Here is a 24,930-nt window from a genome sequence, read left to right on the forward strand (position 1 = left end):
TGTTACCAGAGGCCGGGCAGCCAGAGCGAGAGGGCGGGCAATAGCGCCAGGATGGCGATGCGGATGCCGTCCGAGATGACGAAGCCCATGACGCCGCGATAGGTCTCCCCCATCGGCACGTCCTTCGCCATGGCGTTGATGACGAAGAGGTTGAGGCCGAAGGGTGGCGAGATCATGCCGACCTCCACGCTCATCAGCACCAGGATGCCGAACCAGACCAGCGTCTGCGTCTTGTCCAGGCCGAAATCCAGGCCGAGCATCAGCGGCACGAAGATCGGCAGCGTCAGCAGCACCATGGCCATGCTTTCCATGAAGCAGCCGAGGATGAAGTAGACGATCAGGATGGCGAAGAGGATCACCGTGGGGGAAACGGGCAGCCCGGCGACGAAGGAGGACACTTCCGACGGCAGGTGCGACAGGGCGAGCGCCGCGCTGAACAGCTCCGCGCCCAGCAGCACGATGAAGATCAGCCCCGTGGTTTCCGCGGTGGAGAGCAGGCTTTCCTTCAGCCCCTGCCAGCGCATGCCGCCCAGGACCACGGCCAGGATGCAGGTGGCGGCGGCGCCGATCGCCGCACCCTCCGTCGCGCTGAACCAGCCATCGTAGATTCCGGTCACGACGATGAGGAACACGAGCACCACCGGCCAGACCTCCCCGGTCGCGCGCAGGCGCTCCCGGAAGGCCATGCGTTCCGCCGGCGGCGCGGCTTCGGGGTGCAGGCGGGTGTAGATGTTCACCACCAGCATGTAGCCCGCGGTCGCGATCAGCCCGGGGATCACCGCGGCGATGAAGAGCAGGCCGATGCTCATCTCCGTGTAGATGGCGTAGATCACGAGGATCACGCTGGGCGGGATGAGGATGCCGAGCGTGCCGCCCGCGGCCAGCGTGCCGGTGGCCAGCGCCGGCGAATAGCCGTGGCGCCGCATCTCCGGCAGCGCGACCTGGGACATGGTGGCGGCGGTGGCCAGCGACGATCCGCAGATGGCGCCGAAGGCCGCGCAGCCGCCGATGCTGGCCACCGCAAGTCCCCCCCGCCAATGCCCCATCCAGGCCCGCGCGCAGCGGAACAGCGCCCGGTTCATGCCGCCCTTGGTCGCGAAGTCGCCCATCAGCAGGAAGAGGGGAATGACCGAGAGGGTGTAGGAGGAGAAGCGGCTGAAGGTCATGGTGTTCAGCGTCGCGAAGAGCCGGTCCCAGCCGGAGATCTCGGCATAGCCGAGCCCGCCGACCAGCAGCATCGCGACGCCAACGGGCATGCGCAGCCCGATGAGGAGGAGGGCGCCGCCGAACATCAGCAGCCCGATGGTGACGTTGCTCATGCGGGCCGGCGCATCCTGACAAAGCTCTCGAGGGCCACGAAGGCCGCGCACAGGCTCCATACCGCCATGCCGATGGCCGCCGCGGCGTAGCCCCACCAGAAGGGCAGCTGCAGGAACATCGATTCGCGTTCGCGGTCCCACTGGTTGTAGCCGCCGATCGCCAGCCGCCAGGCCAGGACGGCCACGACGAGCGCGGCCACGGCGCGCATCACGGCATCAAGCCCCGCGATGCCCCGCTTCGGCAGCTTCTGCGTGAAGAAATCGACGAGGACATGCGCGCCCTTCATCTCGCAGACCGGCATGCAGAAGACGACGGCGACGCCGAGCGCCAGCTCCACGATCTCGCTGTCGCCCAGGATGGGCCGGCCCAGCACGGCGCTGCGCAGGACGGAGGCGCTGGTGACACCCACGGCCAGCATCAGCAGCGCCCCGGCCACGAGGGCGAAGAAGGTCGAGAGGCGCGTCAGCGCCCCTCGCATCGCGGCCAGGCTCACGCGCGGCCGTGCCGCGCGGTGATGGCCAGGATGTCGTCGAACATGGCACGGCCGTTGCGGCCGCGGCGGTTCATCTCCGCGATCCAGGCGTCATAGGCCGGCGCGACGGCGGCCTGCCAGCGTGCCTTTTCCTGCGGGCCGATGGCGATGATCTCGTTCCCCGCGGCGATGGTGGCATCGACGGCGGGCTTGGTCTGGCTGTCCCAGATCGCGCCGCGATTGGCGGCCAGCGCCGGGCCGGAATTGGCGTCGATCACCGCCTTCAGGTCCGGCGGCAGGCGGTTGTAGCTGCGGCCGTTCATCAGCGTCAGGATCATGCCCTGGAACAGGCCGACGCCGGGCGGCTCGCTGTGGAACTTCGCCACCTCATACAGGCGGAAGGGATGCGTGATCGCCCAGTTGATGAGGAAGCCATCCACCTGGTTGCGCGCCGTGGCCTCGTAGACGCCACCCAGCGGGATGCCGACGGGCGTGGCGCCGAGCGCGGTCACGGCCTCTCCGATGAAGCGGCCGGCGACGCGCAGCTTGAGGCCGCGGAAATCCTCCAGCGTGCGGATGGGCTTGCGGGAGGTATGGATCAGCGCGCGATCCGTGGAATGCACGGCGATGATCTTGATGCCGCGGTATTCGGTATCCGCCAGGTGCTTGGCGATGAACTCCATCGCCGCCGGGCTTTCCGTCGCGCTCAGGCCGGTGTTCAGGAAGGGAAGCTCCAGCCCCTCCGTCCCCATGAAGCGGCCGGGGGTGAAGCCGGGCACGGTCCAGATGATATCGACGACGCCGTCTTCCAGCTGCTGCACCAGGTCACGCGGCTGGCCGCCCAGCTGCATGGCGGGGAAGACGTCGATCTTGATGCGGCCGTTGGACTCCCGCGCGACCTTCTCGGCCCAGGGGTCGAGGTGCATGGTGTGGTCCAGCGCCGTCGGCGAGGAGAAGGAGTGCAGGCGGAAGGTGAATTGCGCGGCCTGCGCCCGCAGGGTTGCCGGTGCCGCCAGGCCGACCGCCAGCCCCACCCCCATCAGATCACGACGCTTCATATGCCAGCTCCCCGCCATGCTTCCAGACGCGAGCGTGGCAAGAACCCCGGGCGTCTGGCAAGCGCGGAAGAGGGCGTCTCGCAGCCCCTCGGCCGGTGGTTTGCAAGCGGGTGCGGCAGCCACTGCGCGTATACGGCGCACTCTCGATTCGGCGCGGGCATATACGATTCCTGTCGCGACCTGATGGCTGGCGCGGACTGGCGTCGGCGTGGAATCCTCCCACCTCATCGCTACCTCCGACGGAGACACCGCCTTGCCCGCACCCCGCACGCTGGCCGAACTGGAAGCCGATGTGCAGCGCGACCTGGACCTGATCGCGCATCCCCGCATGCCGTGGCTGCAGCCGAAGACCTGCGATGGCGCGCCGGTACTGGATGCGCTGATCGTCGGTGGCGGGCAGTGCGGCGTGGTGACGGCCTTTGCCTTGATGCGCGACAAGGTGCGCAATCTGCTGGTCATCGATCGCGCGGAGGAAGGGCGGGAGGGCCCGTGGCTGACCTATGCGCGCATGCACAACCTGCGGTCCTGGAAGGACCAGAGCGGGCCCGATCTCGGCGTTCCTTCCCTCACCTACCAGGCCTGGCATGAGGCGCGCTACGGCCGCGCCTCCTGGGATTTGCTGCGCTACATCCCCAAGGAATACTGGAACGATTATTTGCTCTGGCTGCGGCGGGTCATCGGCGTGCCGGTGCGCAACGGGGTGGAGGCCGGACGGATCACGCCGGCGCGGACGGATGATGGCCTGCCCTGCCTGCGCGTCGAGACCAGCGCCGGCCCCATGCTGGCGCGCAAGGTGGTGCTGGCGACGGGACAGGAGGATGCGGGCTTCTGGTGGATGCCGGACTTCGTGGCTGCGCTGCCACCACATCTCCGTGCCCACGCAGCCGACCCGATCTACTTCGATGCGCTGCGCGGCAAGACCGTCGCCGTGCTCGGCGCCGGCGCCTCCGCCTTCGACAATGCGGCGATGGCGCTGGAGGCCGGCGCTTCCGACGTGCACCTGTTCTGCCGGCGCGCGGAGCCGATGGTGGTACAGCCGTACCGCTGGCTGACCTTCGCCGGCTTCATGCGGCACCTGCACGAGATGCCGGATGAATGGCGCTGGCGCTTCATGAGCTACGTACTGGGGCTGCGGGAGGGTTTCCCGCCCGACACCTATGCCCGCGTCAACCGCTTCCCGAATTTCACGATGCATGTCGGCCGGCCCTGGACCGATGCGCGGGTCGGGCCGGATGGCCGCGCGCTGGTCGCGACGGCGCGCGGCGAGGTCGCAGCCGACTTCCTGATCTGCGGCACGGGCGTGAAGATGGACCCGGCGCGCGTGCCGACCCTCGCCGGCTTCGCCGATGCCATCGCCCGCTGGCAGGACCGCTACACACCGCCGGCGGAGGAGGCGAATGCGCGGCTGGGCGAGTTCCCCTACCTCGCGCCCGACTACAGCTTCATGGAGCGCGTGCCGGGCGAGGCGCCCTGGATCCGGGACATCCACCTCTTCGGCATCGGCACGACCATGTCCTTCGGCCCCGCCGGCGCCTCCATCAACGCCATGGGGATGGCCGTGCCGCGGCTGGCGGCGGGCGTCACGCGCGGGCTGTTCGAGACGGACCTGCCCGCCTTCTACGCCTCGCTCCGCGCCTATGACGTCAAGCAGGTGGAGCTGGACCCGGCGCGGATCGCGGCGGAATAGCTACGGCACCAGCGTATCGACCAGCGACGCGGCATCGCCGCCCGTGGCGAGGCCGCTGATGGCCGCCAGCGCCCGCGCGGTGCCGGCGGCATCCAGCACATGGCTGGCGCAGTCGCGGAACTTGGCGTCGTGCTCCGCCTCGCTCATCGGGTTGCCGCGCGATCCGCGCCGCTCGATGCGCGTCTCCGTCCGCGTCGTGCCATCGGCCAGGTGCAGCGTCACGCGCGTCGGCGGGGGCGGCCCGTCCTCGGGCTCCGGCACGCCGCGCATGGTGATGCGGGGCATCAGCGCGCGGATCGGGCCGCGATGGATCGCATCGCCCTCGAAGTCGGCCAGCGTCAGCGTGCCCTGGGTGGCGGCGGCGGCCAGGCAGTATTCCATGCTGAACCGCGCCTCCATCCCCGTGGTGGGGCGCGGATGCATGAGGTTGCGGGAGAGCACCAGCGGCAGGTCGGTCTCGATGGCGGTGATGCCGCCGGGGTCGATCCCCGCCCGCAGCGCCAGCAGCGCATCCAGCGAGAGATGCGTCGCGGCGCAGGTCGGATAGGCCTTGTAGCTGATGCCGATGCTCTCGATGGCCAGCGCCTCGTTCTCCCCGGGCGGCAGCATGCTGCCCTCCGGCGCCGGGCGCCCGGCATAGAGATCGACGAAGCGCCAGCGCCCCTCCAGCGCCTCCGCCGCGCCGCCAGCACCGGCCTCCGCCAGGGTGGCGGCCAGGATGCCGTCCTTGGCGGCGAAGCCGGCATGCATCGACTTCGCCTCCGCGCCGAGTTGCATCCGCGTGCCGGCCGCCATGCTGACGCCGAGGCTCAGCGCATCGCGCGCCTGCGTCGTATCGAGCCGCATGAGCCGCGCGCAGGCCGCCGCCGCACCGATGGCGCCGATGGTGGAGGTCGCGTGCCAGCCCAGCGCGTAGTGCTTCGGGTTCACGCCGCGTCCCACGCAGGCCATCACCTCCAGCCCCACCACCAGCGCATCCAGCAGGTCGGGACCGCTCGCGCCGCGCTCCTCGCCCAGCGCCAGGATGGCGGGCACCAGCACCGCGGTGGCGTGGCCGCTCAGCGGCGCGAAGGTGTCGTCGTAATCCAGCACATGCGCGGCCGCGCCATTCACCAGCGCGGCCCAGGGGGCGGCGAGCGCGCCGTCGCGGCCGATGATGCGCGACGGCCCCGCGCCCCAGCGGGAGACGGCGGCGAAGGCCTTGCGCGGCACGGGCTCCGCCGCGCCGGCCAGGATCACGCCGATGGCGTCGCGCATGCCCTCGATCGCCAGCGGCGCGGCGCGGGCGATGCGGTCGCGCGGGACGGTCGCGATCCACGCGGCGATGCGTTGCGTGGTGCCTGGCTGTTCCATCGGTGATGCCTCCGCGATGCGCCAGGGTGGCGCCTGCTTTGCGAAGACGGCAAGGGCCTGGTGGCTTCCCGCCGCGGGGCGATGCGTGCCAGCATCCTCCGGGCAAGGAAGGGAAAGTCTCCATGGCAGGGACGCGGGCGGGCGCGATCGCGCGGGCGGAACGCTGCTTTGACGAGGGGGCATATCTGGAGCGCCTGCGCGCCCTGGTCGCCGTGCCGACGGAAAGCCAGCTGCCGGACAGCGAACCCGCGCTGCGCCGCTACTGCGAGGAGACGCTGCCCGCGCTGATGCGCGACATGGCATTCGACCAGGTGGTGCTGGAGAACCCGAAGAAGGGCCGCGGCCCCGTCTTCGTCGCGACGCGGATCGAGGATCCATCGCTGCCGACCGTGCTCGTCTATGGCCATGGCGACGTGGTGCGCGGGCTGAAGGGCAAGTGGTCGGACGGCATGGATCCCTGGGCCGTCACCGTGCGCGGCGACAAGTGGTATGGCCGCGGCACGGTGGACAACAAGGGCCAGCACCTGATCGCGATCGAGGCGCTGCGCGCCGTGATGGCGGAGCGCGGCGGCAGGCTCGGCTTCAACGCCAAGGTGCTGGTGGAGACCGGCGAGGAACAGGGATCGCCCGGCCTGCGCGGGCTGCTGCAGGCGGAGAAGGACCGGCTGGCGGCGGATGTGTTCATCGGCCTCGACGGGCCGCGGCAGACCACCTTCATGCCGGAGATGAAGCTGGGCGCGCGCGGCGGCGTGGCCTTCGACCTGCGCGTGCACCTGCGTGACCATGCGCATCATTCCGGCCATTGGGGCGGCGTGCTGACGGACCCGGGCTTCGTGCTGGCCCATGCCCTGGCCAGCATCACGGACCGCAACGGGCGCATCCAGGTGGAAGGCTGGACACCGGCCGCCATGCCACCCTCGGTGAAGCGCGCGATCGGCGAATTGGTGTTCGAGGATATTCCCGGCCTGCCGGAGGGCGACCCGGCTTGGGGCGAGCCTGGGCTGACGAAGGCCGAGAAGATCTTCGGCTGGACCAGCGTCATCGTGCTGGCGCAGATCACCGGCCACCCCGATGCGCCGACCAATGCCGTGCAGGGCGAGGCACGGGCGCGGCTGCAGGTGCGGCACTGCGCCGATGTGCCGGGCGACAGCATCGTGCCCGCGCTGCGGCGCCACCTGGATGCGAAGGGTTTCCCGGAGGTGGAGATCATCCCGGTTATGGAGCGCGACATGTTCGGCGCTTCCCGCACCGATCCGGATGATCCCTGGGTGGGGATGGTGGCGGGATCGATGGCGCGCACCACGAACCGCGCGCCGAACATCGTGCCGAATTCCTCGGGCTCCAACCCCTCCGACATGTTCCTGGAGGAGCTGGGCACGCCGGTGATCTGGATCCCCAACAGCTATGCCGGCTGCAACCAGCATGGGCCGGATGAGCACGCGCTGGCGCCGCTGCTGCGGGAAGGGCTCGGCCTGATGGCCGGCATCTGGTGGGACATCGGTGAGGGCCGCGTGCCGGGGAAGCGATGACCATGCGGCGGCGGGGATTGCTGGGCGGCGCGCTGGCGCTGCTGGCGGCGCCGGCGGGCGCGCAGCCCGGCTTTCCGGCCAGGCCCGTGCGCGTGATCATCCCCTTCGCCCCCGGTGGCGGCACGGACAACCTCGCCCGGCTGATCGAGGGGCATGTCAACCGCGCGCTCGGCCAGAACCTGGTGATCGAGACGCGGCCGGGGGCCGGCGGCGTCATCGGATCGGAGGCCGTGATGCGGGCGGAGCCCGATGGCCATACCGTGCTGATGACGGATGCGAGCTTCAGCATCATCCCCGGCCTCTATCCGCGGCTGCCCTTCGACGTGCTGCGCGACTTCGCGCCGGTCTCCCTGCTGGCCACGGGATCCTCCGTGCTGCTGGTGCATCCCTCCCTGGCCGTGCGCAGCGTGCAGGAGCTGATCGCGCTGGCGCGGGCGCGCCCCGGGGAACTCAGCTACGCCTCCGGCGGCAACGGCACCGGCCCGCATCTGGCGGCGGAGCTGGTGAAGATCCAGGCCGGGATCGAGATGACGCATGTGCCCTATCGCGGCACGGGGCCGGCGACGAACGACGTGGTGGCCGGGCATGTGAAGCTGATGTTCAACGGCATCAGCGCCGCCAAGCCGCATGTGGATGCGGGGCGGCTGGTGGCGCTGGCCGTCACCGGCAGCCAGCGCAACGCCGCGCTGCCGGATGTGCCGACCTTCGACGAGCAGGGCCTGCCGGGGATCGAGGCCGCGAGCAACTGGGGCGTGCTGGCGCCCGCGCGCACGCCCGATGCGGTGCTGCGCGTGCTGGAACGCGCCTTCGCCACCGGCGTCACGGAAGCCAGCATCGCCGCGCGGCTGGAATATCTCGGCTTCACGCCGGTCGGCGCCGATGGCGCGACCTATGGGCGCCGGCTGGCCACGGATGTCGAACGCTGGACGCGGGTGATCCGCACCGCCGGCGTGACCATGGAGTGAGGGGGAGGCAAGCATGCCCGACGGAATCACGACGAGCTTCACCGACGCCGTCAGCGGCCCGGAGATGATGGCCAATCTGCGCGAGATCGCGCGCTGGGTGAAAAGCTCCGGCACGGCGGAGGAGCGGGAGGCGCTGGCCTTCGTGGACAAGCGGATGCGCGACTACGGCTTCCGGACGGAGGTGATCCTGCACGACGCCTTCATCAGCCTGCCGGGCAAGGCCTCCGTGCTGGTGGATGGCAGGCCACTGAAAGCCATCACGCAGAGCTTCTCGCAATCCTCGCCGCCCGGGGGCGTCTCCGGCGTGCCGGTCTATGTCGGGCATGGGGCGGAGGCGGATTTCGCCGGCCGCGACCTGGCGGGCAGGATCCTGCTGATCGAGGGCATGGCCACGCCCGCCACGGCGCAGCGCGCGACGAATGCCGGCGCCATCGCGCATCTGCACATCAGCCACCACGAGCACATCCATGAGATGTGCATCTCCCCGGTCTGGGGCAGCCCGGGCAACAGCACGAAGGACGGCATGCCGCGCACCGTGGTGTGCAGCGTGGACCATGCCGATGGCAGCGCCATCCGCGATGCGCTCGCCGCTGGCCAATCGCCGGTCGTGACCCTGCAGGCGGAGGTCGATACGGGCTGGCGCAAGACGCCGATCCTGGTGGCGGAGCTGGACGGGCCGGCGGGCGGCGGGGACGAGCCTTTCGTCCTGCTCTCCGGCCACCACGACACCTGGTACTACGGCGTGATGGACAACGGCTCCGCCAATGCGGGGATGATGGAGGTGGCGCGGCTTTGCGCCGAACGGCGTGGGCAGTGGCAGCGTGGCTTGCGCGTCTGCTTCTGGTCCGGCCATTCGCATGGGCGCTATTCCAGCAGCGCCTGGTACGCCGATGCGCATTGGGATGAGCTGGATCGCCGCTGCGTCGCGCATGTGAACGTGGACAGCCTGGGCGGCGCGGGCGCGACGGTGCTGGCCAATACGGCGGCGATGGCGGAGCTGTGGCAGCTGGCGGCCACCGCCGTGCAGGCCCACACCAACCAGGCCTACAAGGGCAAGCGCAAGAACCGCAGCAGCGACGACAGCTTCGTCGGCATCGGCATCCCCTCCATGTTCGGCACGCTGAGCGAACAGCCGGCGAAGCACGCCGCGGCGCGCAACGCGCTCGGCTGGTGGTGGCACACGCCGCACGACACGATCGACAAGGTGGATGAGGCGAATCTGGTGCGGGATACGCGCGTGCTGGGCCAGGTGGTCTGGACCCTGATGGCGAGCCCGGTGGCACCGCTGGACCACGCCGCGACGGCGGCATCGTTGCTGGCGGAGTTGGAGCCGCTGCGCGCGACGCTCGCCGGGCGCTTCCCGATCGAGCCGGTGGTGGAAAGCGCGACGGCGCTGCGCGATGCCGCGGCCGCGCTGGCCGGGCGGCAGGAGGGCGATACGCGGCGGGCGAATGCCGCGCTGATGCGCGCGTCGCGCGCCCTGGTGCCGGCGGACTACACGGCGGGCGACCGTTTCCTGCACCCGCATGCCCTGCCCATGCCGAACTGGCCGACCATCCAGCCGCTGCGCGACCTGGCCGCCACGGCGCCCGGGACGGATGAGGAGAAATACGCCGCGGTGGATGCGCTGCGCGCCCGCAACCGCATCGCCTTCGCATTGCGGGAAGCCCGGGCCGCCATCGCGGACGCCGCGGCGGCGCTCTCCTGATGCAGATCCGGTTCGATGGCCAGGTAGTGGCCGTCAGCGGGGGCGCGATCGGCTTCGGCCGCGCCATCTGCCGGCGCTTCGCGGACCTTGGCGCGCGCGTCTTCACCTGCGACGTGGATGCGGCGGGGCTGGCGGAGAGTGCGGCCGGGCGGGATATCGCGACGGCGGTCGTGGACCTCTCCGACCGCGCCGCCGCCGGCGCCTGGATCAAGGACGTGGAGGAGGCGGCCGGCGAGGCGATCCGCGTGCTGGTCCACAATGCCGGCGGCACGCTGGGTGCGGCCTTTCACAAGGTGGAGGAAGCGCCGGACGCGGATTGGGATTCGATCTTCGCCGTCAACGTGAACGCGGCGCTGGCGCTGACGCGCGCGGCGGGGGCGGGCATGAAGGCGGCGGGGCGGGGGCGGATCGTCACCATCTCCTCCACCGCGGGGCTCCAGGCCTCCCGCACCGGGATCCAGGCCTATACGGCGGCGAAGCATGCGCTGGTGGGGCTGACGAAGCAGCTGGCGGTGGAATTCGGCCCCTATGGCATCACGGTCAACAGCGTGGCGCCGGGGCTGCAATACAGCACCCCCGACAAGATGAAGATCTGGGAGGCGCGGCCGGAGGCCGAGAAGCAGGCCGTGCTGCGCACCATCGCGCTGGGGCGGCTGGGGGAGCCCGATGACATCGCCGATGGCGTGCTGTTCTTCGCCTCGGAGCATGCGAAACTCATCACGGGCCATGTCCTGCCGGTGAATGGCGGGCGGATCTAGGGGATAATGGCGATGCGCAACGATGAAGAGATCTGGCGCCATGTCGATGAACGCCGCGCCGAGTATGCCGCGCTCAGCGACCGCGTCTGGGGCATGCCGGAGCTCTGCTACAACGAGCATCGCAGCGTCGCCGAGCATATCGCGATGCTGGAGGCCGAGGGCTTCGCCACCACGAAGGACGTGGCCGGCATCCCGACGGCCGTGATGGGGGAAGCCGGCGAGGGCGGGCCCGTCATCGCCATCCTCGGCGAGTATGACGCCCTGCCGGGCCTGTCGCAGGAAGCAGGCGTGGCGGAACACCGGCCCATCCCGGGCGATGGCAATGGCCATGGCTGCGGCCACAATTTGCTGGGCTCGGCGAGCCTGCTCGCGGCCGCGGCTGTGAAGGACTACCTGAAGGCGAACAACCTGCCGGGCCGTGTCCGCTACTATGGCTGCCCGGCGGAGGAAGGCGGGGCCGCGAAGGGCTTCATGGTGCGGGCGGGCGCCTTCGACGATGTGGACATCGCCATCTCCTGGCACCCCGCCGCCTTCTCCGGCGTGAACGAGCCGATCAGCCTCGCCAATACCCGCATCGATTTCTCCTTCGTCGGCCGCGCGGCCCATGCAGCCTCCTCGCCCCATCTCGGCCGGTCGGCGCTGGACGCGATCGAGCTGATGAATGTCGGCGTGAACTACATGCGGGAACACATGCCGTCCGATGCCCGCATCCACTACGCCTATCTCGATGCCGGCGGCATCGCGCCCAACGTGGTGCAGAGCCGCACCAAGGTCCGCTACCTCATCCGCGCGCGGAACCTGGAGGAACTGAACGGCCTGGTGAAGCGCGTGCGCAAGATCGCGGATGGCGCGGCGCTGATGACGGAGACGACCGTCTCCACCCAGGTCATCTCCGCCGTCTCCAACCTGCTCGGCAACTCGCCGCTCGAACAGCTCATGCACGACAATTTCGAACGCCTGGGCCCGCCCCCCTTCAGCGAGGCAGACAAGGCCTTCGCCGCCGAGATCCAGAAGACGCTGCGGGAGGAGGACATCCTCTCCGCCTATCGCCGCCAGGGCGTGGCGCCGGAGACGGGCAAGGCGCTGTGCGACGCCATCGTCCCGCTGGGGGCGAAAGGTGCGGGCATGAACGGCTCCACCGATGTGGGCGACGTCTCCTGGAAAGTGCCGACGGTTCAGGCGCGCGGCGCGACCTACGCTATCGGCACCCCCGGCCATTCCTGGCAGGTCGTGGCGCAGGGCAAGACGGATGCGGCGCATACCGGCATGGTCCATGTGGCCAAGGTGATGGCGGGCACGGCGGTGGATGCGATCCGCAACCCCGACATCATCGCCAAGGCCAAGGCCGACCACCGCGCCCGCACGGGTGGCAAGCCCTATCAGAGCCCGCTGCCGGCGGATGCCAAGCCGGCGCTCGGCATGTCCCTGGCCGAATAGGCCACGGAACCGGCGGGGCCGGCCCGCCGTTCGCATCCCCGCGTCGATCTCCGGCGCGGGGATTACCGTGTGACGATCGACCAGGCCATCGCCTTCGCCATCCTGGGCTGCACCATCGCGGCCTTCATCCATGGCCGCCTGCCCTATGACCTGGTCGCGCTGCTGTCGCTCTTCGCCGCGGTCATCAGCGGCGTCGTCCCGGCGGAGAAGGCGTTTTCCGGCTTCAGCGACGATGTCGTCATCATCGTGGCCGGCGCGCTGCTGGTCAGCGGCGCCGTCGCCCGCTCCGGCGCGGTGGAGGCGGCGATGCGGCCCCTGCTGCCGCATCTGCGGCGCGGCCCGGCCGTGCAGGTGCCGATCCTGGCGGCGGTGGTCATGGTGCTGTCCGCCGTCACCAAGAATGTCGGCGCGCTCGCGATCCTGATGCCCGTCGCCTTCCAGCTGGCGCGTCGGACCGGCACCGCCCCCTCCGCGCTGCTGATGCCCATGGCCTTCGCGGCGCTGCTCGGCGGGCTGGTCACGCTGGTCGGCACCTCCCCCAACATCATCGTCTCCCGCCTGCGGGAGGAGATGCAGGGCCAGCCCTTCGGCCTGCTGGATTTCGCGCCCGTCGGCGGCTGCATCGCGCTGGCGGGGCTGGTGGTGCTGGCGCTGGGCTGGCGCCTTCTGCCGGGCGGGCAGCGGGGCGGCGGCGGCAAGGCGGCGGCCTTCACCCTGCCCCACTACACCACGGAGGCGCGCCTGCCCGCCGAGGGCGACCCCGCCGGCCGGACGGTCGCGGAGCTGGCCGCGCTGGGCGAGGGCGAGATCCGCATCACCGCCCTGATCCGGGATGGCCTGCGCAGCACGCCGAGGGACGCCGAGCGCCTGCGCCCCGCCGACCGCGTGCTGCTGGAGGGGGAGGCAGATGACCTCGACGCCTTCATCGCCCGCAGCGGCCTGACCCTGGTCGGGGAACGCCAGGCCCTGGCGGCGGATGAGGCGGAGGTGGTGGAAGGCGTCGTCACCGGGGAAAGCCCGCTGGTCGGGGCCACCGTCGCCGGCTTCGACCTGCATGGCCGCACCGGGCTCAACCTGATCGCCGTCAGCCGCCGCGGCCAGCGGATCAGCGAGAAGCTCAGCGCGCTGCGCTTCCGCCCCGGCGACGTGGTGATCCTGAAGGGGGAGGCCGAGGCGGTGCCCCGCGCCATGGGCAGCCTGCGCATCCTGCCGCTGTCGGAACGCAACATCCCGCTCGGCCGCAACCGCCGCGGCTGGGTGCCGCCGCTGGTGCTGGCCATCGCCATGGGGCTGGTGGCGGCGCATGTCGTGCCGGTCTCCATCGCCTTCTTCGGCGCGGCCGTGGTGCTGCTGGCGCTGCGGGCCATGACGATGCGGGAGGCCTATGAGACGGTGGAATGGCCAGTCATCGTCCTGCTGGCCGCCCTGATCCCGGTCAGCGAGGCGATCCGCACCACCGGGGGGACGGAGCTGGTGGCGGGATGGCTCGCCATCGCCGCCGCCGCCATGCCGCCCATCGCCGCCATGGCGCTGATGATGGTCATCGCCATGGCGGTGACCCCCTTCCTGAACAATGCGGCGACGGTGCTGGTGATGGCGCCGGTGGGGGCGAGCCTGGCGACGCAGCTGAACCTCAGCCCCGACCCCTTCCTGATGGCGGTCGCGATCGGCGCGGCGAGCGACTTCCTGACCCCCATCGGCCACCAGTGCAACACGCTGGTGATGGGCCCCGGGGGGTACCGGTTCCAGGATTACTGGCGGCTCGGCCTGCCGCTATCGGCCACGGTGATCCTGGTGGGGGTGCCGGCGGTGGCCTTCTTCTGGCCGCTGGCGCCGTCCTGACCGGGACGGCGCGCTTTCCGGCCGGCCGCTGGCGGTTGTAGAAGGAAGCATGACCCGTCGCGCCGCCAAGGAATCGGACCGCGCCTTGGCGCTGCCGCTGGAAGACAGCCTCGGCTTCCAGGTGCGGGACCTGAACCGCGCCATGCAGCGGGCGCTGCAGATCCGCATCCAACCCAGCGGCGCCACGCTCGGCGCCTGGTACTTCCTCCGCGTGCTGTGGGAGGAGGACAGCCTGACGCAGCGGGAACTCGCGACCCGCATCGGCATGCAGGAACCGACCGCCGTCATCGCCCTGCGGGGGATGGAGGAGGCGGGGTGGATCACCCGGGACCGCAGCAGCGAGGACCGGCGCAAGGTCCATATCCGCCTGACCGATGCCGGGCGCGCGCTGCGGGAGGAATTGCTGCCCCGGGCGCGGGAGGTGATCGGCGTCGCGACGGAGGGGATGAGCGAGGCGGAGGTCGGCACGCTGATCGCCCTGCTGAAGCGCGCCAAGGCCAATCTCGAACCGCTCCCCGTCAACCAGGCCCCACGCCGAGCCGCCGCGCCGCGGCCGCCACGCAGCGGCTGAATACCACGAGCGAATCGAAGGGCAGGTCGGCTCCGTCCTCCGGCAGCAGGATGGGCAGGCCGCCCGTCTCCACCGCGCCGGGGATCATCAGGTTGTCCGGCAGGCCGAAGCCGCCGACCGTCAGCCCCGGCATGGGGTCCGGCACCGCCGCGACCTGCGCCTGGCTGCGCGCGGCGAACAGCGTCCCGCTGTTGGAATAGGCGAAGATCGGCCGGCGGCGGCCGAGGAACCAGCCGAGCTCCACCAGCGTGCCGGCATCGGCGGAGGCGCCGCGGAAGGGCGTCAGGTTGGCGATGACGATGTCGGCGCGCTCCATCATCGCGATGTCCTTGGCGAAGATGACGCGCCAGGCCTCGGCCTCCGGCATCGCGGCCAGGCTCGCCACATCCTCGTTCAGCGGGGGCAGGGCGGTGATGCCATGGGCGGCGCAGATGGCCGATTTGCGCGCGGCATGGGCCGGGGCATCGGGCAGGAAGACATCGGGGCCGGCGAGGTAGGCGGTGATGGGCATGCCCCACCTGACCATGCCGCGCGCAGCCTGGGCAAGAAGGTGGCAGGGCCGGGGCCCGCCGGGCGCCGCCATCCGGAAAACGCCTCTGGCAGGGGCGGGGCGGCTTCTGGCAGTTTCGCGCCCATGAGGATCATCGATTGAAGCCGGCGCCCTTCGAGTGGCTGGCGCCGGAGAGCCTGGACGCCGCCCTGGCCCTGAAGGCCACCCATGGCGACGGCGCGCGGTTCATCGCGGGGGGGCAATCCCTGGTACCCGCCATGAATTTCCGGGTCGCCCAGCCGGCCGTGCTGATCGACCTCGGCCGGGTCGGCGGGCTCGATTCGCTGGAGTGGCAGGCGGATGGGTCGCTGCGGATCGGGGCGACCACCCGCTACCGGACCATCGAGCGTGATGCGGCGGTGGCGCAGCGCCTGCCCCTGCTGGTGGAGGCGCTGGCCGAGGTGGCGCATCCGCAGATCCGCACCCGCGGGACGCTCGGCGGCAATCTCTGCCACGCCGATCCGGCCAGCGAGATGCCGGCCGTGATGCTGGCGCTGGGGGGGCGGATGGAGGTGCGGGGCCCGCGCGGCACGCGGATGGTACCGGCCGCCGAATTCTTCGTGGCCCCGCTGACCACGGCGCTGGCGGAGGATGAGATGCTGGCCGCGATTGTGGTGCCCCCCCTGCCCGAGGGTGCCGGCACCGCCTTCCTGGAGGTGGCGCGCCGGCGGGGCGACTACGCGATGATGGGGGTCGCGGCGGTGCTGCGCCGGGACGGCGCCGGGCGCTGCGCCGAAGCGCGGCTCGCCTTCTGCAGCGCGGGGCCGACGCCCATGGCGGCGCCGGGCGCGGCGGCGATGCTGGTCGGCACCGCGCTGACAGTCGGCGAAATCGCGGCGGCGGCGGAAGCGGCGAAGGCGGAGATCGAGCCCATGGGCAGCGTGCAGGCCTCCCCGGCCTATCAGCGCCACCTGGCCGGCGTGCTGGCCGCCCGCGCGCTGACCCTGGCGGCGGAGCGCGCGGCATGAAGGTGCGCGTGACGGTGAATGGCGTGGCCCATGAGCGGGAGGTCGAGCCGCGCCTGCTGCTCAGCGACTTCCTGCGCCACGAGATCGGGCTGACCGGCACCCATGTCGGCTGCGAGCACGGCGTCTGCGGCGCCTGCACCATCCTCTGGGATGGCGAGCCCGCGCGTGCGTGCCTGGCTTTCGCCGTGCAGGCGGAGGGGCATGACATCCGCACGGTGGAAGGTCTGGCGCCGGCGCCGGGCCAGCTCAACGTGCTGCAGCAGGCCTTCCAGGACAGCCACGCGCTGCAATGCGGCTACTGCACGCCCGGCATCCTGATGACGATGACGGCCTTCCTGGCGGAGAACCCGAAGCCTACCGAGGATGAGGTGCGCCACGCGCTGTCCGGCAACCTCTGCCGCTGCACGGGGTACCAGCACATCGTCGATGCCGTGCTGCTCGCTGCGGAGCGGCAAAACGTGACGTCGGCGGAGCGCGGCGCATGACGCATGCCTTCGGCAAGCCGCTGACGCGGAACGAGGATCCGCGACTGCTGCGGGGCGAGGCGCTGTTCGTCGATGACGTCGAGCTGCCCGGCCTGCTGCATGTGGCCTTCCTGCGCAGCCCGCATGCGCATGCGCGGCTGGTCTCCGTCGATCTCGGCGCCGCGCGCGCGCGGCGCGGCGTGATCGCGGCCTATGCGGCGGAGGATCTGGGCGACTACTGGAAGCCGGGACCCCTGCTGGTGCCGCCGCCGCCCGTCCCCGGCATGGTCTTTCACCAGTGCTGCCAGGTGCCGCTGGTGAAGGACAAGGCGCGGCATGTCGGGGAGCCCGTCGCGATGGTGGTGGCCGAGAGCCGCTACATCGCGGAGGACGCGCTGGCCGACATCGTCGTGGAGTGGGAGGTGCTGGACGCGGTCGGCGATCTCGAGGCCGCGCTGCAGCCGGGCTCACCGCTGGTGCATGACCATCTCGGCGTCAATGTCGCGGCGCGCGTGCATCAGCATCGCGGCGACTATGCCGCGGCGGCGAAGGCGGCCGCGCTGGTGGTGAAACGGCGCTTCACCTATGACCGCGGCGCCTCCATCCCGATGGAGACGCGCGGCGTCGTCGCGCAATGGGACCCTCGCGCGGACCGGCTGACGGTCTGGGACACGACACAGGCACCCGTCGTCATCCGGAACGGGCTCGCTGCCATGCTGGGTCTCAGCGAACGCCAGGTGCGCGTGGTGGCACCGAATATCGGCGGCGGCTTCGGGCCGAAGATGATGATGTTCTACCCCGAGGAAGTGCTGGTGCCCTGGGCGGCCATGCGCCTCGGCCGGCCGGTGAAGTGGGTCGAGGATCGCCTCGAGCATTTCTTCGCCACCACGCATGAGCGCAGCCAGATCCATGACGCGGAGATCGCGCTGGATGCGGAAGGGCGCATCCTCGGCGTGAAGGATGTCTTCCTGCACGACAATGGTGCCTATGACCCCTATGGGCTGACCTTGCCACTGAACAGCCAATGCACGCTGCTCGGCTGCTACGTCGTCCCGGCCTATGACAGCGTCTTCACCGCCGTCTTCACCAACCGCACCCTGGTCACGCCCTATCGCGGCGCGGGGCGCCAGCACGGCGTGTTTGTCATGGAGCGGCTGCTCGATATCGCGGCGCGCGAACTCGGGCTGGACCGCAACGAGATCAGGCGGCGCAACTTCATCCCGCCCGACGCCTTCCCCTACGACCAGGGCGTGATCTACCAGGATTTCTCCCGCCTCTCCTACGACAGCGGCAACTACGCGCCGATCCTGGAAAAGGCGCTGGACGCCATCGGCTATGACCGCTTCGTGCAGGAGACGCAGCCGAAGGCGCGCGCGGAGGGCCGGGCGCTCGGCATCGGCGTCGTCTGCTATGTCGAGGGCACGGGCATCGGCCCCTATGAGGGCGCGAAGATCCAGGTGCAGGGCAGCGGCAAGGTGAGCCTCGCCACCGGGATCGGTTCGCAGGGCCAGGGCCACGCCACGGCCTTCGCGCAGGTGGTCGCCGAACAACTCGGCGTCGATATCCGCGACGTGGAGGTCACGACCGGCGACACCGACCAGTTCTATTGGGGGGTCGGCACCTTCGCGAGCCGCGGCGCCGTCGTCGCCGGCAGCGCCACGCATGAAGCCGCGAAGGTGGTGCGGCAGAAGATCCTGAAGACCGCCGCGCGCCACTTCGAATGCGCGGAGGAGGATCTGGTCCTGGCCGATGGCAAGGTGCATGTCGTCGGCGTGCCGGATCATTCGATCACGCTCGGCGCGCTGGCGGGCCTGGCGAACCCCATGCGCGGCGCCGTCACCCCGGGTACGGAGCCGGGGCTGGAGGCGACTTCCTATTTCGGCCCGGCGGGTGGCGCCACGGCCAGCGGCGCCCATGCGATGATCGTGGAGGTCGATCCGCTGACGCTCCGGCCAACCATCCTCGACTACGTGGTGGTGCATGATTGCGGCACGGTGATCAATCCGCTGATCCTGGCGGGGCAGATCCAGGGCGGCGTCGCGCAGGGCATCGGCAATGCCTTCTTCGAACAGCTGCATTGGGACGAACAGGGCCAGTTGATGAATGCCAGCCTGGCAGACTACCTGCTGCCGACCGCGCTCGACGTGCCGCGCATGCGCCTCGACCACACCGTGACGCCCTCGCCGCTCAACCCGCTCGGCGTGAAGGGCGCGGGGGAGGCCGGGGCCATCCCCGTCGGCGCGCTCTTCGCACAGGCGCTGGAGGATGCGCTGAACCTGCCCGAGAAGGGCATCGAGATTCTCGAAATGCCGCTCAGCCCCTCGCGACTCTGGGAGATCAGCAACGGTGGCTGAGCCGGCGATCGCCGCGCGGAACCTGTCCCTGGTGTTCCGCACCAATGACGGGCCGGTCCATGCGCTGTCCGACGTGAACATCGACATCGCGCCGGGCGAGTTCATCTCCCTCATCGGCCCCTCGGGCTGCGGCAAGACGACGCTGCTGCGCGTCATCGCCGACCTGGAGAAGCCAACCGGGGGCGAGATCCGCGTGAACGGCGTGACGCCGGAGCAGGCACGGCTGGCGCGTGACTACGGCTACGTCTTCCAGGCCCCGGCGCTGTTCCCCTGGCGCACCATCGAGGGCAATGTGATGCTGCCGCTGCAGATCATGGGCCTCTCGAAAGCCGAGCGGCAGGAACGCGCGCGCCAGCAGCTGGCGCTGGTCAACCTGGCGGGCTTCGAGCGGAAATTCCCCTGGCAGCTCTCCGGCGGCATGCAGCAGCGCGCCTCCATCGCCCGCGCTTTGGCCTTCGAGCCGAAGCTGCTGCTGATGGACGAGCCCTTCGGCGCGCTGGACGAGATCGTGCGCGACCACCTCAACGAACAACTGCTGAAGCTCTGGGCCGCGACGCGGAAGACCGTGGTCTTCGTCACGCATTCCATCCCGGAGGCCGTCTTCCTCTCGACCCGTATCGTCGTGATGTCGCCTAGGCCGGGGCGGATCACGGATATCGTCGATTGCGACCTCGGCCCCGATCGCCCGCTGGAAATACGGGAAACGCCGGAATTCCTCCGCATCGCGCAGCGCGTGCGGGAGGGGCTGCGGGCTGGCCATTCCTATGAGGGCTAGCATCCTGCCGGTGCTGACGGTTTCCGCCGGCATCGTGGTGCTGTGGTATTGCGGCGCGGTCTGGCTGAACTGGCAGGTGGTCTGGGACATGCAGGCGCGGGCCGGCAATGCGCCCGACGTCGCCACCATGGTGTCGCTGACGCTGTCGCATGCGCGCCCGCTGCTGCCCGCGCCGCACCAGGTGCTGGTGGAAACCTGGAACAGCCTGACGGGGCCGCCCATCACCTCGCCCCGCAGCCTGGTGAACCACGCGATGGTCACGCTCTCCGCCGCGCTGGCGGGGTTCGGGCTGGGTTCGCTGGCGGGAATCCTGCTGGCCGTCGCGATCATCCATGTGCGGGCGCTGGAACGCAGCCTGATGCCCTGGATCATCGCCTCCCAGGCCGTGCCCGTGCTGGCGCTGGCGCCGATCGTCATCGTGGCGCTGGGCGCGCTCGGCATGACGGGGCTGATGCCGAAGGCGATCATCAGCGCCTATCTCTGCTTCTTCCCCGTCGCCATCGGCATGGTGAAGGGGCTGGCGGCGCCGGACGCACTCTCCCGCGACCTGCTCCGCACCTATTCGGCGACGCCGGCGCAGGTGTTCTGGACGCTGCGCGTGCCGACCTCCCTCCCCTACCTCTTCGCCGGCCTGAAGGTCGCGGTCGCCGCCGCCGTCGTCGGCGCCATCGTGGCGGAGTTGCCGACCGGCGCGCAGGCGGGGCTGGGCGCGCGGCTGCTGGCGGGGTCGTATTTCGGCCAGACCCTGCAGATCTGGTCGGCGCTGACCGTCGCGGCCGTGGTCTCCGCCACGCTGGTCGGCGTGGTCGGCCTGGCGGAGCGGCTGCTGGCGCGGCGCATGGGGGCGCGGGCATGAGGACCGGGCTGCTCGCGGCCGTCGTCGTGCTGGGCTTCGTCCTGGCGATCGCGGGCGTGCATGCGCCGGGCGAGCCGGGCTCCCTGGCCTGGGCCGGTATCGCCCTCACCGCGGGGCTCGCGGCCTGGCTGGTGAAGCGGCTCGGCGACCAGCCCGGGCAGGGCTGGCAGGCGCTGGCCGCGCCGCTGGCCTTCGGCGCCACCATCCTCGCGCTGTGGGAGGTGCTGGTGGTGGGGTTCGAGGTGCCGATGGCCCTCATGCCCGCGCCCTCCGCCATCGCCGCGCGGATGGCCAGCGGGGCGCATCTGCTCTGGCAGGATTTCGTGCAGACCTTCCTCAAGGCCGTGCTGGCGGGCTACGCGATCGGCTGCGGCGCGGGTTTCCTGATGGCGCTGGTGGCGGACCGCGTGCCCTTCCTGCGCCGTGGCCTGCTGCCCATCGGCAACCTGGTGGCGGCGCTGCCCGTGGTCGGCATCGCGCCCATCATGGTCATGTGGTTCGGCTTCGACTGGCCCTCCAAGGCCGCGGTCGTCGTCGCCATGACCTTCTTCCCCATGCTGGTGAACACGGTGGCGGGCCTGGCCGCCGCCGGCGCGCTGGAGCGTGACCTGATGCGCAGCTACGCCGCCGGCCACGGCCAGACGCTGATGCGGCTGCGCCTTCCCGCCGCCCTGCCCTTCATCTTCACGGCGCTGAAGGTGAACGCGCCGCTGGCGCTGATCGGCGCCATCGTCGCGGAGTTCTTCGGATCCCCCACCACCGGCATGGGCTTCCGCATCACGACGGAGGCGGCGCGGCTCGCGCTCGACATGGTCTGGGCGGAAATCGTTGTGGCGGCGGTGGTGGGTTCGGCATTCTACGGCGCCATGGCGCTGATCGAGCGGCGGGTGACCTTCTGGCACCCTTCGGTTCGCGGCTGACAAGGAAGGAGAGACAGGGATGGTGATGGAATCGATGCGGCGCGCCGTGCTCGGCGGGCTGGTGGGGCTCGGGATGCTGGCAGGCGCTGCAAGCGCCCAGGCGCAGGAGCGCGTGAACCTGCAGCTCAAATGGGTCACGCAGGCGCAGTTCGCGGGCTACTATGTCGCGCAGGCCCGCGGCTTCTACCGTGCCGCCAACCTCGACGTCCGCATCGCGCCGGGCGGGCCGGACATCGCGCCGCCGCAGGTCATCGCGGGCAACCGCGCCGATGTCATCGTGGAATGGATGCCCGCCGCACTCGCCAGCCGGGAGCGTGGCGTGCCGCTGGTGAACATCGCGCAGCCCTTCAAGCGCTCCGGCATGATGCTGACCTGCCGGGCGGAGACGGGCATCCGCACCCCCGCCGACCTGCGTGGCAAGACGCTCGGCGTCTGGTTCTCCGGCAACGAGTATCCCTTCCTCGCCTGGATGTCGCGCCTCGGCTACCCCACCAACGGCACGCCCCAGGGCGTGCGCGTGCTGCGCCAGGGCTTCAACGTGGACCCGCTGCTGCAGCGCCAGGCCGATTGCGTCTCCACCATGACCTACAACGAATACTGGCAGGTCATCGATGGCGGCTTCCGCCCGGAACAGCTCCAGGTCTTCCGGTATGAGGAGCAGGGCGTGGCGACGCTGGAGGATGGGCTCTATGTGCTGGAGAACCGCCTGACGGATGCGGCCTTCGTCGCGCGCATGGCGCGCTTCGTTCGTGCCTCCATGCAGGGTTGGGACTGGGCGCGGCAGAACCCGGATGCGGCGGCGCAGATCGTGCTGGATAACGATGCCTCCGGCGCGCAGACCATCGCGCATCAGCGCCGCATGATGGGCGAGATCGGCCGCCTGCTGGATACCGAGGGCGGCGGCCGCCTGGCGCCGGCGGATTACGAGCGCACGGTGCAGACGCTGCTGTCCTCCGGCGGCGATTCGCCGGTGATCAGCCGCGCGCCCACCAATGCCTGGACGCATGCGGTGGTGGACGCGATCCGCTGAGCATCACGGGGGCCGCTGACCGGCGGCCCCCTATTCGCGGGCGAAGACGCAGACCAGCCCACCGCCGGGCGGCCCCTGATGTTCCGCCCCGCCACTCACGAAGACCTGGCCATCGCCCGTGACGGCGGCGACGATGGCGCCGAGCGCGCCGCGCAGGTGCCGCTGCGCATCGATATCCGTATCACCCAGCATGGTGTGCCGCGCGCCCCGGATGTGCCCGGCCTTGTCGGGCTCCCCCTTCGCGATCACGCCGAGCACGCGGCTGCGGTCCTGCACGGCAGGCGAGGCGTCCAGCCCCGCAGCACGGCAGGCGGCGATAACGCCATCGAGGTCCAGCAGGTCCCGCATCGGCGCGACACCCGCCGTGATGCCGGGCGCCCAGCCCACGGCGCGGCCGATCACCACCACCTCGTTGCAGGTGACCTCGATGCCGGAGGAGATGCTGACGCGGTTGGAGTAGTGCTGCACATCGCGCAGCAGCGCCGCTTCCGTGCCGGCCTCCGGCGCGATGTCACCGATGGCGATGCCCGCACCGAAGGCCGCCGCGGCGCGGGACAACGCCATCAGCACGCGCGGGTCGGTGCTGCGCGCATCGGGCCCGGGCGCGAGCGCACAGGGCGCCTTCACCTGGACCAGTGCCACATCCTCCGCCCGCGTGATCCCGGCATCGGCCATGGCGGCGCGGACGGCTTCCGTCACCGCCTCGATCTGCGCGACGCGGCCGATGGTCGCGGCCGGCGTCGGTGGGCTGAAGGCGCTGCCGAGCGCGAGGCCGGCCTCACCACCGGCATCGCGCGCCACGGCGAAGACCATGTAGTGCGGGGAGAGTGCGCCCTCCGTGCCCCCCGACAGCACGCAAGGGATGCGGGCCGCCAGGGCTTCGGGCGTCTCGTCCGTATGCCGCGCGAGCAGCAGCATCAGCGACTGCGTGAAAAAGCCGCGGGTGAAATCGTTCAGGCCGCCATTGCCCTCCGTCTTGCCGATCACGGCGCGGACGTCGCCGGCGCGGATCGTGCCGGCCTCGATCAGCGCGGCCAGCGCGGAAAGGTCGCCCGGATGGGCCATGGGGAGGCGATGGATGGACAGGCTCGGCATGGCTGAAGCATAGGGCGAATGGCGCGGGCTTTGCACGGCCCGCGCAGAACGGACGGACAGTTTCCATGCGCATCGGCATCATCGGCACGGGAGTCGCGGGCAGCCTGCTGGCGGAGGCGCTTCTCGATGCCCCCGGCATCGACGTCGCGGCCTTCGAACGCGTGGCGCCGGGCGAGCATGCGGAAGCCGGCACGGGCCTCAATATCGGCCCGAACGCGCTGAAGGCGCTGCGCCTGCACATGCCGAAGCGCCACGCCGCGCTGCGGGAGGCCTCGCTGCCCTGGCATCGCTGGTTCGTCGATCTCACGGATGGCACGCGGCTCTTCGACCTCGACATGCTCTCGGTCGCGGAGGAGCCGGGCGTGCGCATCCGCTGGTCGGAACTCTACCGGCTGCTGCGCGCCCCGGCAGCAGGCTGCACCCGCAACGCGCATGTGCTGGAGGCGCTGGAGGAGGATGCGGCGGGCCGCCTGGTGCCGGTGTTCCGCACGCCGGATGGCCTGGCGCGCCACGGCGGCTTCGACCTGCTGGTCGGCGGCGACGGCCGCTACAGCCGGCTGCGCGCGCTGACGGCGGGGGAGCCCGGCAGCACGCTGCTCGGCGTCTGCATCTGGCGCCTGCTGGTGACCGAGGCCGCGGATTGCCCCTATGACGATTACGGCCAGTGGTTCAACGGCAATGCGCGGCTGCTGTCCTTCCGCGTGCCGGGCGGCGCCGTCTATATCGCCGGCACCTTCCCGCTGAACGGGTCCGAGACGATCCCGGAGGGCATGAAGACCGCGGAGGCGCAGCGCGCGCTGTTCACGCCGGCAAACGGCACCCCCTGCCCCGCGGTCGCCTGGATGCTGGATAAAATCGAACAACACCTGCCCGACATCCATTGGGCGCGCAGCGCCACCTCCCCCGTCCAGCGCCATGCCGCAGGCGGCCGGGCGCTGTTCCTCGGCGATTCGGCGCAAGCCATGGTGCCGACGCTCGGCCAGGGCGCTACCCAGGCGGTGGAATGCGGCGTCGTCGCCGGCACGGTGCTGAAGCGCGGCGGGACGGTGGCGGAGATCGCGGCGCTGCGCGACCCCCGCGTGAAATTCGTCAGCGACTTCTCCTGGGAAGCCAGCGACACGCTGGTGCCGCCCTGCGACGTCGTGGCCGGCACCCGCGCCAAGATGGAGGCGCCCTTCATGGACAAGCTGCGGCAGCTCTACACCGACGTGGCGTAAG

The 24,930-nt window shown here is 70.9% G+C and carries 22 protein-coding genes; 16 read left to right on the forward strand and 6 right to left on the reverse strand.

Annotated elements, in window-relative coordinates:
• Window positions 1-2 precede the first annotated feature (2 nt).
• The 3 genes from JJI54_RS18295 to JJI54_RS18305 are packed head-to-tail and all read right to left on the reverse strand — an operon-like array spanning window position 3 to window position 2,850.
• A complete protein-coding gene (locus JJI54_RS18295) occupies window positions 3-1,319 on the reverse strand; it encodes a TRAP transporter large permease (protein ID WP_203074495.1) in 1,317 nt (438 codons plus the stop codon).
• Window positions 1,316-1,813: a TRAP transporter small permease gene (locus JJI54_RS18300; RefSeq protein WP_203074496.1), complete on the reverse strand. Its 498-nt coding sequence runs from the start codon at window positions 1,811-1,813 to the stop codon at window positions 1,316-1,318. Before JJI54_RS18300 ends, JJI54_RS18295 begins: the two co-directional genes overlap by 4 nt.
• The gene (locus JJI54_RS18305) at window positions 1,810-2,850 is read right to left on the reverse strand and encodes a TRAP transporter substrate-binding protein (RefSeq protein WP_203074497.1); all 1,041 of its coding nucleotides are present in this window, start codon (window positions 2,848-2,850) and stop codon (window positions 1,810-1,812) included. Before JJI54_RS18305 ends, JJI54_RS18300 begins: the two co-directional genes overlap by 4 nt.
• Window positions 2,851-3,103: 253 nt before the next feature.
• Here JJI54_RS18305 and JJI54_RS18310 point away from each other — a divergent pair, with 253 nt between their 5' ends.
• On the forward strand, window positions 3,104-4,537 hold the full coding sequence (locus JJI54_RS18310) for an FAD/NAD(P)-binding protein (RefSeq protein WP_203074499.1): 1,434 nt from the start codon (window positions 3,104-3,106) through the stop codon (window positions 4,535-4,537).
• Here the strand turns inward: JJI54_RS18310 and JJI54_RS18315 are convergent, their stop codons facing one another.
• A complete protein-coding gene (locus tag JJI54_RS18315; RefSeq protein ID WP_203074501.1) occupies window positions 4,538-5,890 on the reverse strand; it encodes an MmgE/PrpD family protein in 1,353 nt (450 codons plus the stop codon).
• A 122-nt stretch (window positions 5,891-6,012) separates the two neighbouring features.
• Here JJI54_RS18315 and JJI54_RS18320 point away from each other — a divergent pair, with 122 nt between their 5' ends.
• From JJI54_RS18320 to JJI54_RS18350, 7 genes are all read left to right on the forward strand, one after another.
• Window positions 6,013-7,419, forward strand: coding sequence for a M20/M25/M40 family metallo-hydrolase (locus tag JJI54_RS18320; protein WP_203074503.1), 1,407 nt, complete (start codon window positions 6,013-6,015; stop codon window positions 7,417-7,419).
• Between the two features lie 2 nt (window positions 7,420-7,421).
• Window positions 7,422-8,384 (forward strand): tripartite tricarboxylate transporter substrate binding protein, encoded by a 963-nt coding sequence (locus tag JJI54_RS18325; protein ID WP_226381894.1) that lies wholly within the window; start codon window positions 7,422-7,424, stop codon window positions 8,382-8,384.
• 13 nt (window positions 8,385-8,397) lie between these two features.
• Window positions 8,398-10,092 (forward strand): M28 family peptidase, encoded by a 1,695-nt coding sequence (locus tag JJI54_RS32780; protein ID WP_203074505.1) that lies wholly within the window; start codon window positions 8,398-8,400, stop codon window positions 10,090-10,092.
• On the forward strand, window positions 10,092-10,850 hold the full coding sequence (locus JJI54_RS18335; RefSeq protein ID WP_203074506.1) for an SDR family NAD(P)-dependent oxidoreductase: 759 nt from the start codon (window positions 10,092-10,094) through the stop codon (window positions 10,848-10,850). The genes JJI54_RS32780 and JJI54_RS18335 overlap by 1 nt, the downstream gene beginning before the upstream one ends.
• A 12-nt stretch (window positions 10,851-10,862) precedes the next feature.
• Window positions 10,863-12,287 carry a M20 family metallopeptidase gene (locus tag JJI54_RS18340; RefSeq protein WP_203074507.1) on the forward strand — a complete coding sequence of 475 codons (1,425 nt, stop codon included), beginning with the start codon at window positions 10,863-10,865 and terminating at the stop codon, window positions 12,285-12,287.
• A gap of 69 nt (window positions 12,288-12,356) precedes the next feature.
• Window positions 12,357-14,129, forward strand: coding sequence for an SLC13 family permease (locus JJI54_RS18345; protein ID WP_203074508.1), 1,773 nt, complete (start codon window positions 12,357-12,359; stop codon window positions 14,127-14,129).
• Between the two features lie 49 nt (window positions 14,130-14,178).
• Window positions 14,179-14,700, forward strand: a complete 522-nt coding sequence (locus JJI54_RS18350) for a MarR family winged helix-turn-helix transcriptional regulator (protein WP_203074510.1) — start codon at window positions 14,179-14,181, stop codon at window positions 14,698-14,700.
• On the opposite strand, the gene JJI54_RS18355 is transcribed toward JJI54_RS18350, so the two are convergent.
• Window positions 14,648-15,211 carry a nucleoside 2-deoxyribosyltransferase gene (locus tag JJI54_RS18355; RefSeq protein ID WP_226381895.1) on the reverse strand — a complete coding sequence of 188 codons (564 nt, stop codon included), beginning with the start codon at window positions 15,209-15,211 and terminating at the stop codon, window positions 14,648-14,650. The genes JJI54_RS18350 and JJI54_RS18355 overlap by 53 nt on opposite strands.
• A 137-nt stretch (window positions 15,212-15,348) precedes the next feature.
• Between JJI54_RS18355 and JJI54_RS18360 the strand changes: the two genes are divergently transcribed.
• The 7 genes from JJI54_RS18360 to JJI54_RS18390 are packed head-to-tail and all read left to right on the forward strand — an operon-like array spanning window position 15,349 to window position 22,617.
• Complete coding sequence (locus JJI54_RS18360; RefSeq protein WP_203074512.1) at window positions 15,349-16,218, forward strand: FAD binding domain-containing protein; 870 nt, start codon at window positions 15,349-15,351, stop codon at window positions 16,216-16,218.
• A complete protein-coding gene (locus JJI54_RS18365) occupies window positions 16,215-16,703 on the forward strand; it encodes a (2Fe-2S)-binding protein (RefSeq protein WP_203074513.1) in 489 nt (162 codons plus the stop codon). The genes JJI54_RS18360 and JJI54_RS18365 overlap by 4 nt, the downstream gene beginning before the upstream one ends.
• The gene (locus JJI54_RS18370) at window positions 16,700-19,036 is read left to right on the forward strand and encodes a xanthine dehydrogenase family protein molybdopterin-binding subunit (protein ID WP_203074514.1); all 2,337 of its coding nucleotides are present in this window, start codon (window positions 16,700-16,702) and stop codon (window positions 19,034-19,036) included. The genes JJI54_RS18365 and JJI54_RS18370 overlap by 4 nt, the downstream gene beginning before the upstream one ends.
• Window positions 19,029-19,811, forward strand: coding sequence for an ABC transporter ATP-binding protein (locus JJI54_RS18375; protein WP_203074515.1), 783 nt, complete (start codon window positions 19,029-19,031; stop codon window positions 19,809-19,811). Before JJI54_RS18370 ends, JJI54_RS18375 begins: the two co-directional genes overlap by 8 nt.
• Complete coding sequence (locus JJI54_RS18380; RefSeq protein ID WP_203074516.1) at window positions 19,801-20,667, forward strand: ABC transporter permease; 867 nt, start codon at window positions 19,801-19,803, stop codon at window positions 20,665-20,667. The genes JJI54_RS18375 and JJI54_RS18380 overlap by 11 nt, the downstream gene beginning before the upstream one ends.
• The gene (locus JJI54_RS18385; RefSeq protein ID WP_203074517.1) at window positions 20,664-21,587 is read left to right on the forward strand and encodes an ABC transporter permease; all 924 of its coding nucleotides are present in this window, start codon (window positions 20,664-20,666) and stop codon (window positions 21,585-21,587) included. Before JJI54_RS18380 ends, JJI54_RS18385 begins: the two co-directional genes overlap by 4 nt.
• A 19-nt stretch (window positions 21,588-21,606) precedes the next feature.
• Complete coding sequence (locus JJI54_RS18390) at window positions 21,607-22,617, forward strand: ABC transporter substrate-binding protein (RefSeq protein WP_456305602.1); 1,011 nt, start codon at window positions 21,607-21,609, stop codon at window positions 22,615-22,617.
• 30 nt (window positions 22,618-22,647) lie between these two features.
• Here JJI54_RS18390 and atzD read toward each other — a convergent pair whose 3' ends face one another.
• On the reverse strand, window positions 22,648-23,712 hold the full coding sequence (gene atzD, locus JJI54_RS18395) for a cyanuric acid amidohydrolase (protein ID WP_203074518.1): 1,065 nt from the start codon (window positions 23,710-23,712) through the stop codon (window positions 22,648-22,650).
• 65 nt (window positions 23,713-23,777) lie between these two features.
• Here atzD and JJI54_RS18400 point away from each other — a divergent pair, with 65 nt between their 5' ends.
• Entirely contained in the window at window positions 23,778-24,929 is a 1,152-nt protein-coding gene (locus tag JJI54_RS18400; RefSeq protein ID WP_203074519.1) for an FAD-dependent oxidoreductase, read from the forward strand.
• The last annotated feature ends 1 nt before the right edge of the window (window position 24,930 follow it).

It is taken from the genome of Falsiroseomonas ponticola, assembly GCF_016805305.1.
GTDB lineage: Bacteria > Pseudomonadota > Alphaproteobacteria > Acetobacterales > Acetobacteraceae > Falsiroseomonas > Falsiroseomonas ponticola.

Bases quoted from the DNA above. Each gene is read 5' to 3' on its own strand.
- JJI54_RS18335 (WP_203074506.1), top strand. From the start codon at position 10,092: ATGCAGATCCGGTTCGATGGCCAGGTAGTGGCCGTCAGCGGGGGCGCG.
- JJI54_RS18320 (WP_203074503.1), top strand. From the start codon at position 6,013: ATGGCAGGGACGCGGGCGGGCGCGATCGCGCGGGCGGAACGCTGCTTT.
- JJI54_RS18325 (WP_226381894.1), top strand. From the start codon at position 7,422: ATGCGGCGGCGGGGATTGCTGGGCGGCGCGCTGGCGCTGCTGGCGGCG.
- JJI54_RS18400 (WP_203074519.1), top strand. From the start codon at position 23,778: ATGCGCATCGGCATCATCGGCACGGGAGTCGCGGGCAGCCTGCTGGCG.
- atzD (WP_203074518.1), bottom strand. From the start codon at position 23,712: ATGCCGAGCCTGTCCATCCATCGCCTCCCCATGGCCCATCCGGGCGAC.
- JJI54_RS18355 (WP_226381895.1), bottom strand. From the start codon at position 15,211: ATGCCCATCACCGCCTACCTCGCCGGCCCCGATGTCTTCCTGCCCGAT.
- JJI54_RS18385 (WP_203074517.1), top strand. From the start codon at position 20,664: ATGAGGACCGGGCTGCTCGCGGCCGTCGTCGTGCTGGGCTTCGTCCTG.
- JJI54_RS18350 (WP_203074510.1), top strand. From the start codon at position 14,179: ATGACCCGTCGCGCCGCCAAGGAATCGGACCGCGCCTTGGCGCTGCCG.
- JJI54_RS18370 (WP_203074514.1), top strand. From the start codon at position 16,700: ATGACGCATGCCTTCGGCAAGCCGCTGACGCGGAACGAGGATCCGCGA.
- JJI54_RS18390 (WP_456305602.1), top strand. From the start codon at position 21,607: ATGGTGATGGAATCGATGCGGCGCGCCGTGCTCGGCGGGCTGGTGGGG.
- JJI54_RS18305 (WP_203074497.1), bottom strand. From the start codon at position 2,850: ATGAAGCGTCGTGATCTGATGGGGGTGGGGCTGGCGGTCGGCCTGGCG.
- JJI54_RS32780 (WP_203074505.1), top strand. From the start codon at position 8,398: ATGCCCGACGGAATCACGACGAGCTTCACCGACGCCGTCAGCGGCCCG.
- JJI54_RS18315 (WP_203074501.1), bottom strand. From the start codon at position 5,890: ATGGAACAGCCAGGCACCACGCAACGCATCGCCGCGTGGATCGCGACC.
- JJI54_RS18340 (WP_203074507.1), top strand. From the start codon at position 10,863: ATGCGCAACGATGAAGAGATCTGGCGCCATGTCGATGAACGCCGCGCC.
- JJI54_RS18365 (WP_203074513.1), top strand. From the start codon at position 16,215: ATGAAGGTGCGCGTGACGGTGAATGGCGTGGCCCATGAGCGGGAGGTC.
- JJI54_RS18380 (WP_203074516.1), top strand. From the start codon at position 19,801: ATGAGGGCTAGCATCCTGCCGGTGCTGACGGTTTCCGCCGGCATCGTG.
- JJI54_RS18295 (WP_203074495.1), bottom strand. From the start codon at position 1,319: ATGAGCAACGTCACCATCGGGCTGCTGATGTTCGGCGGCGCCCTCCTC.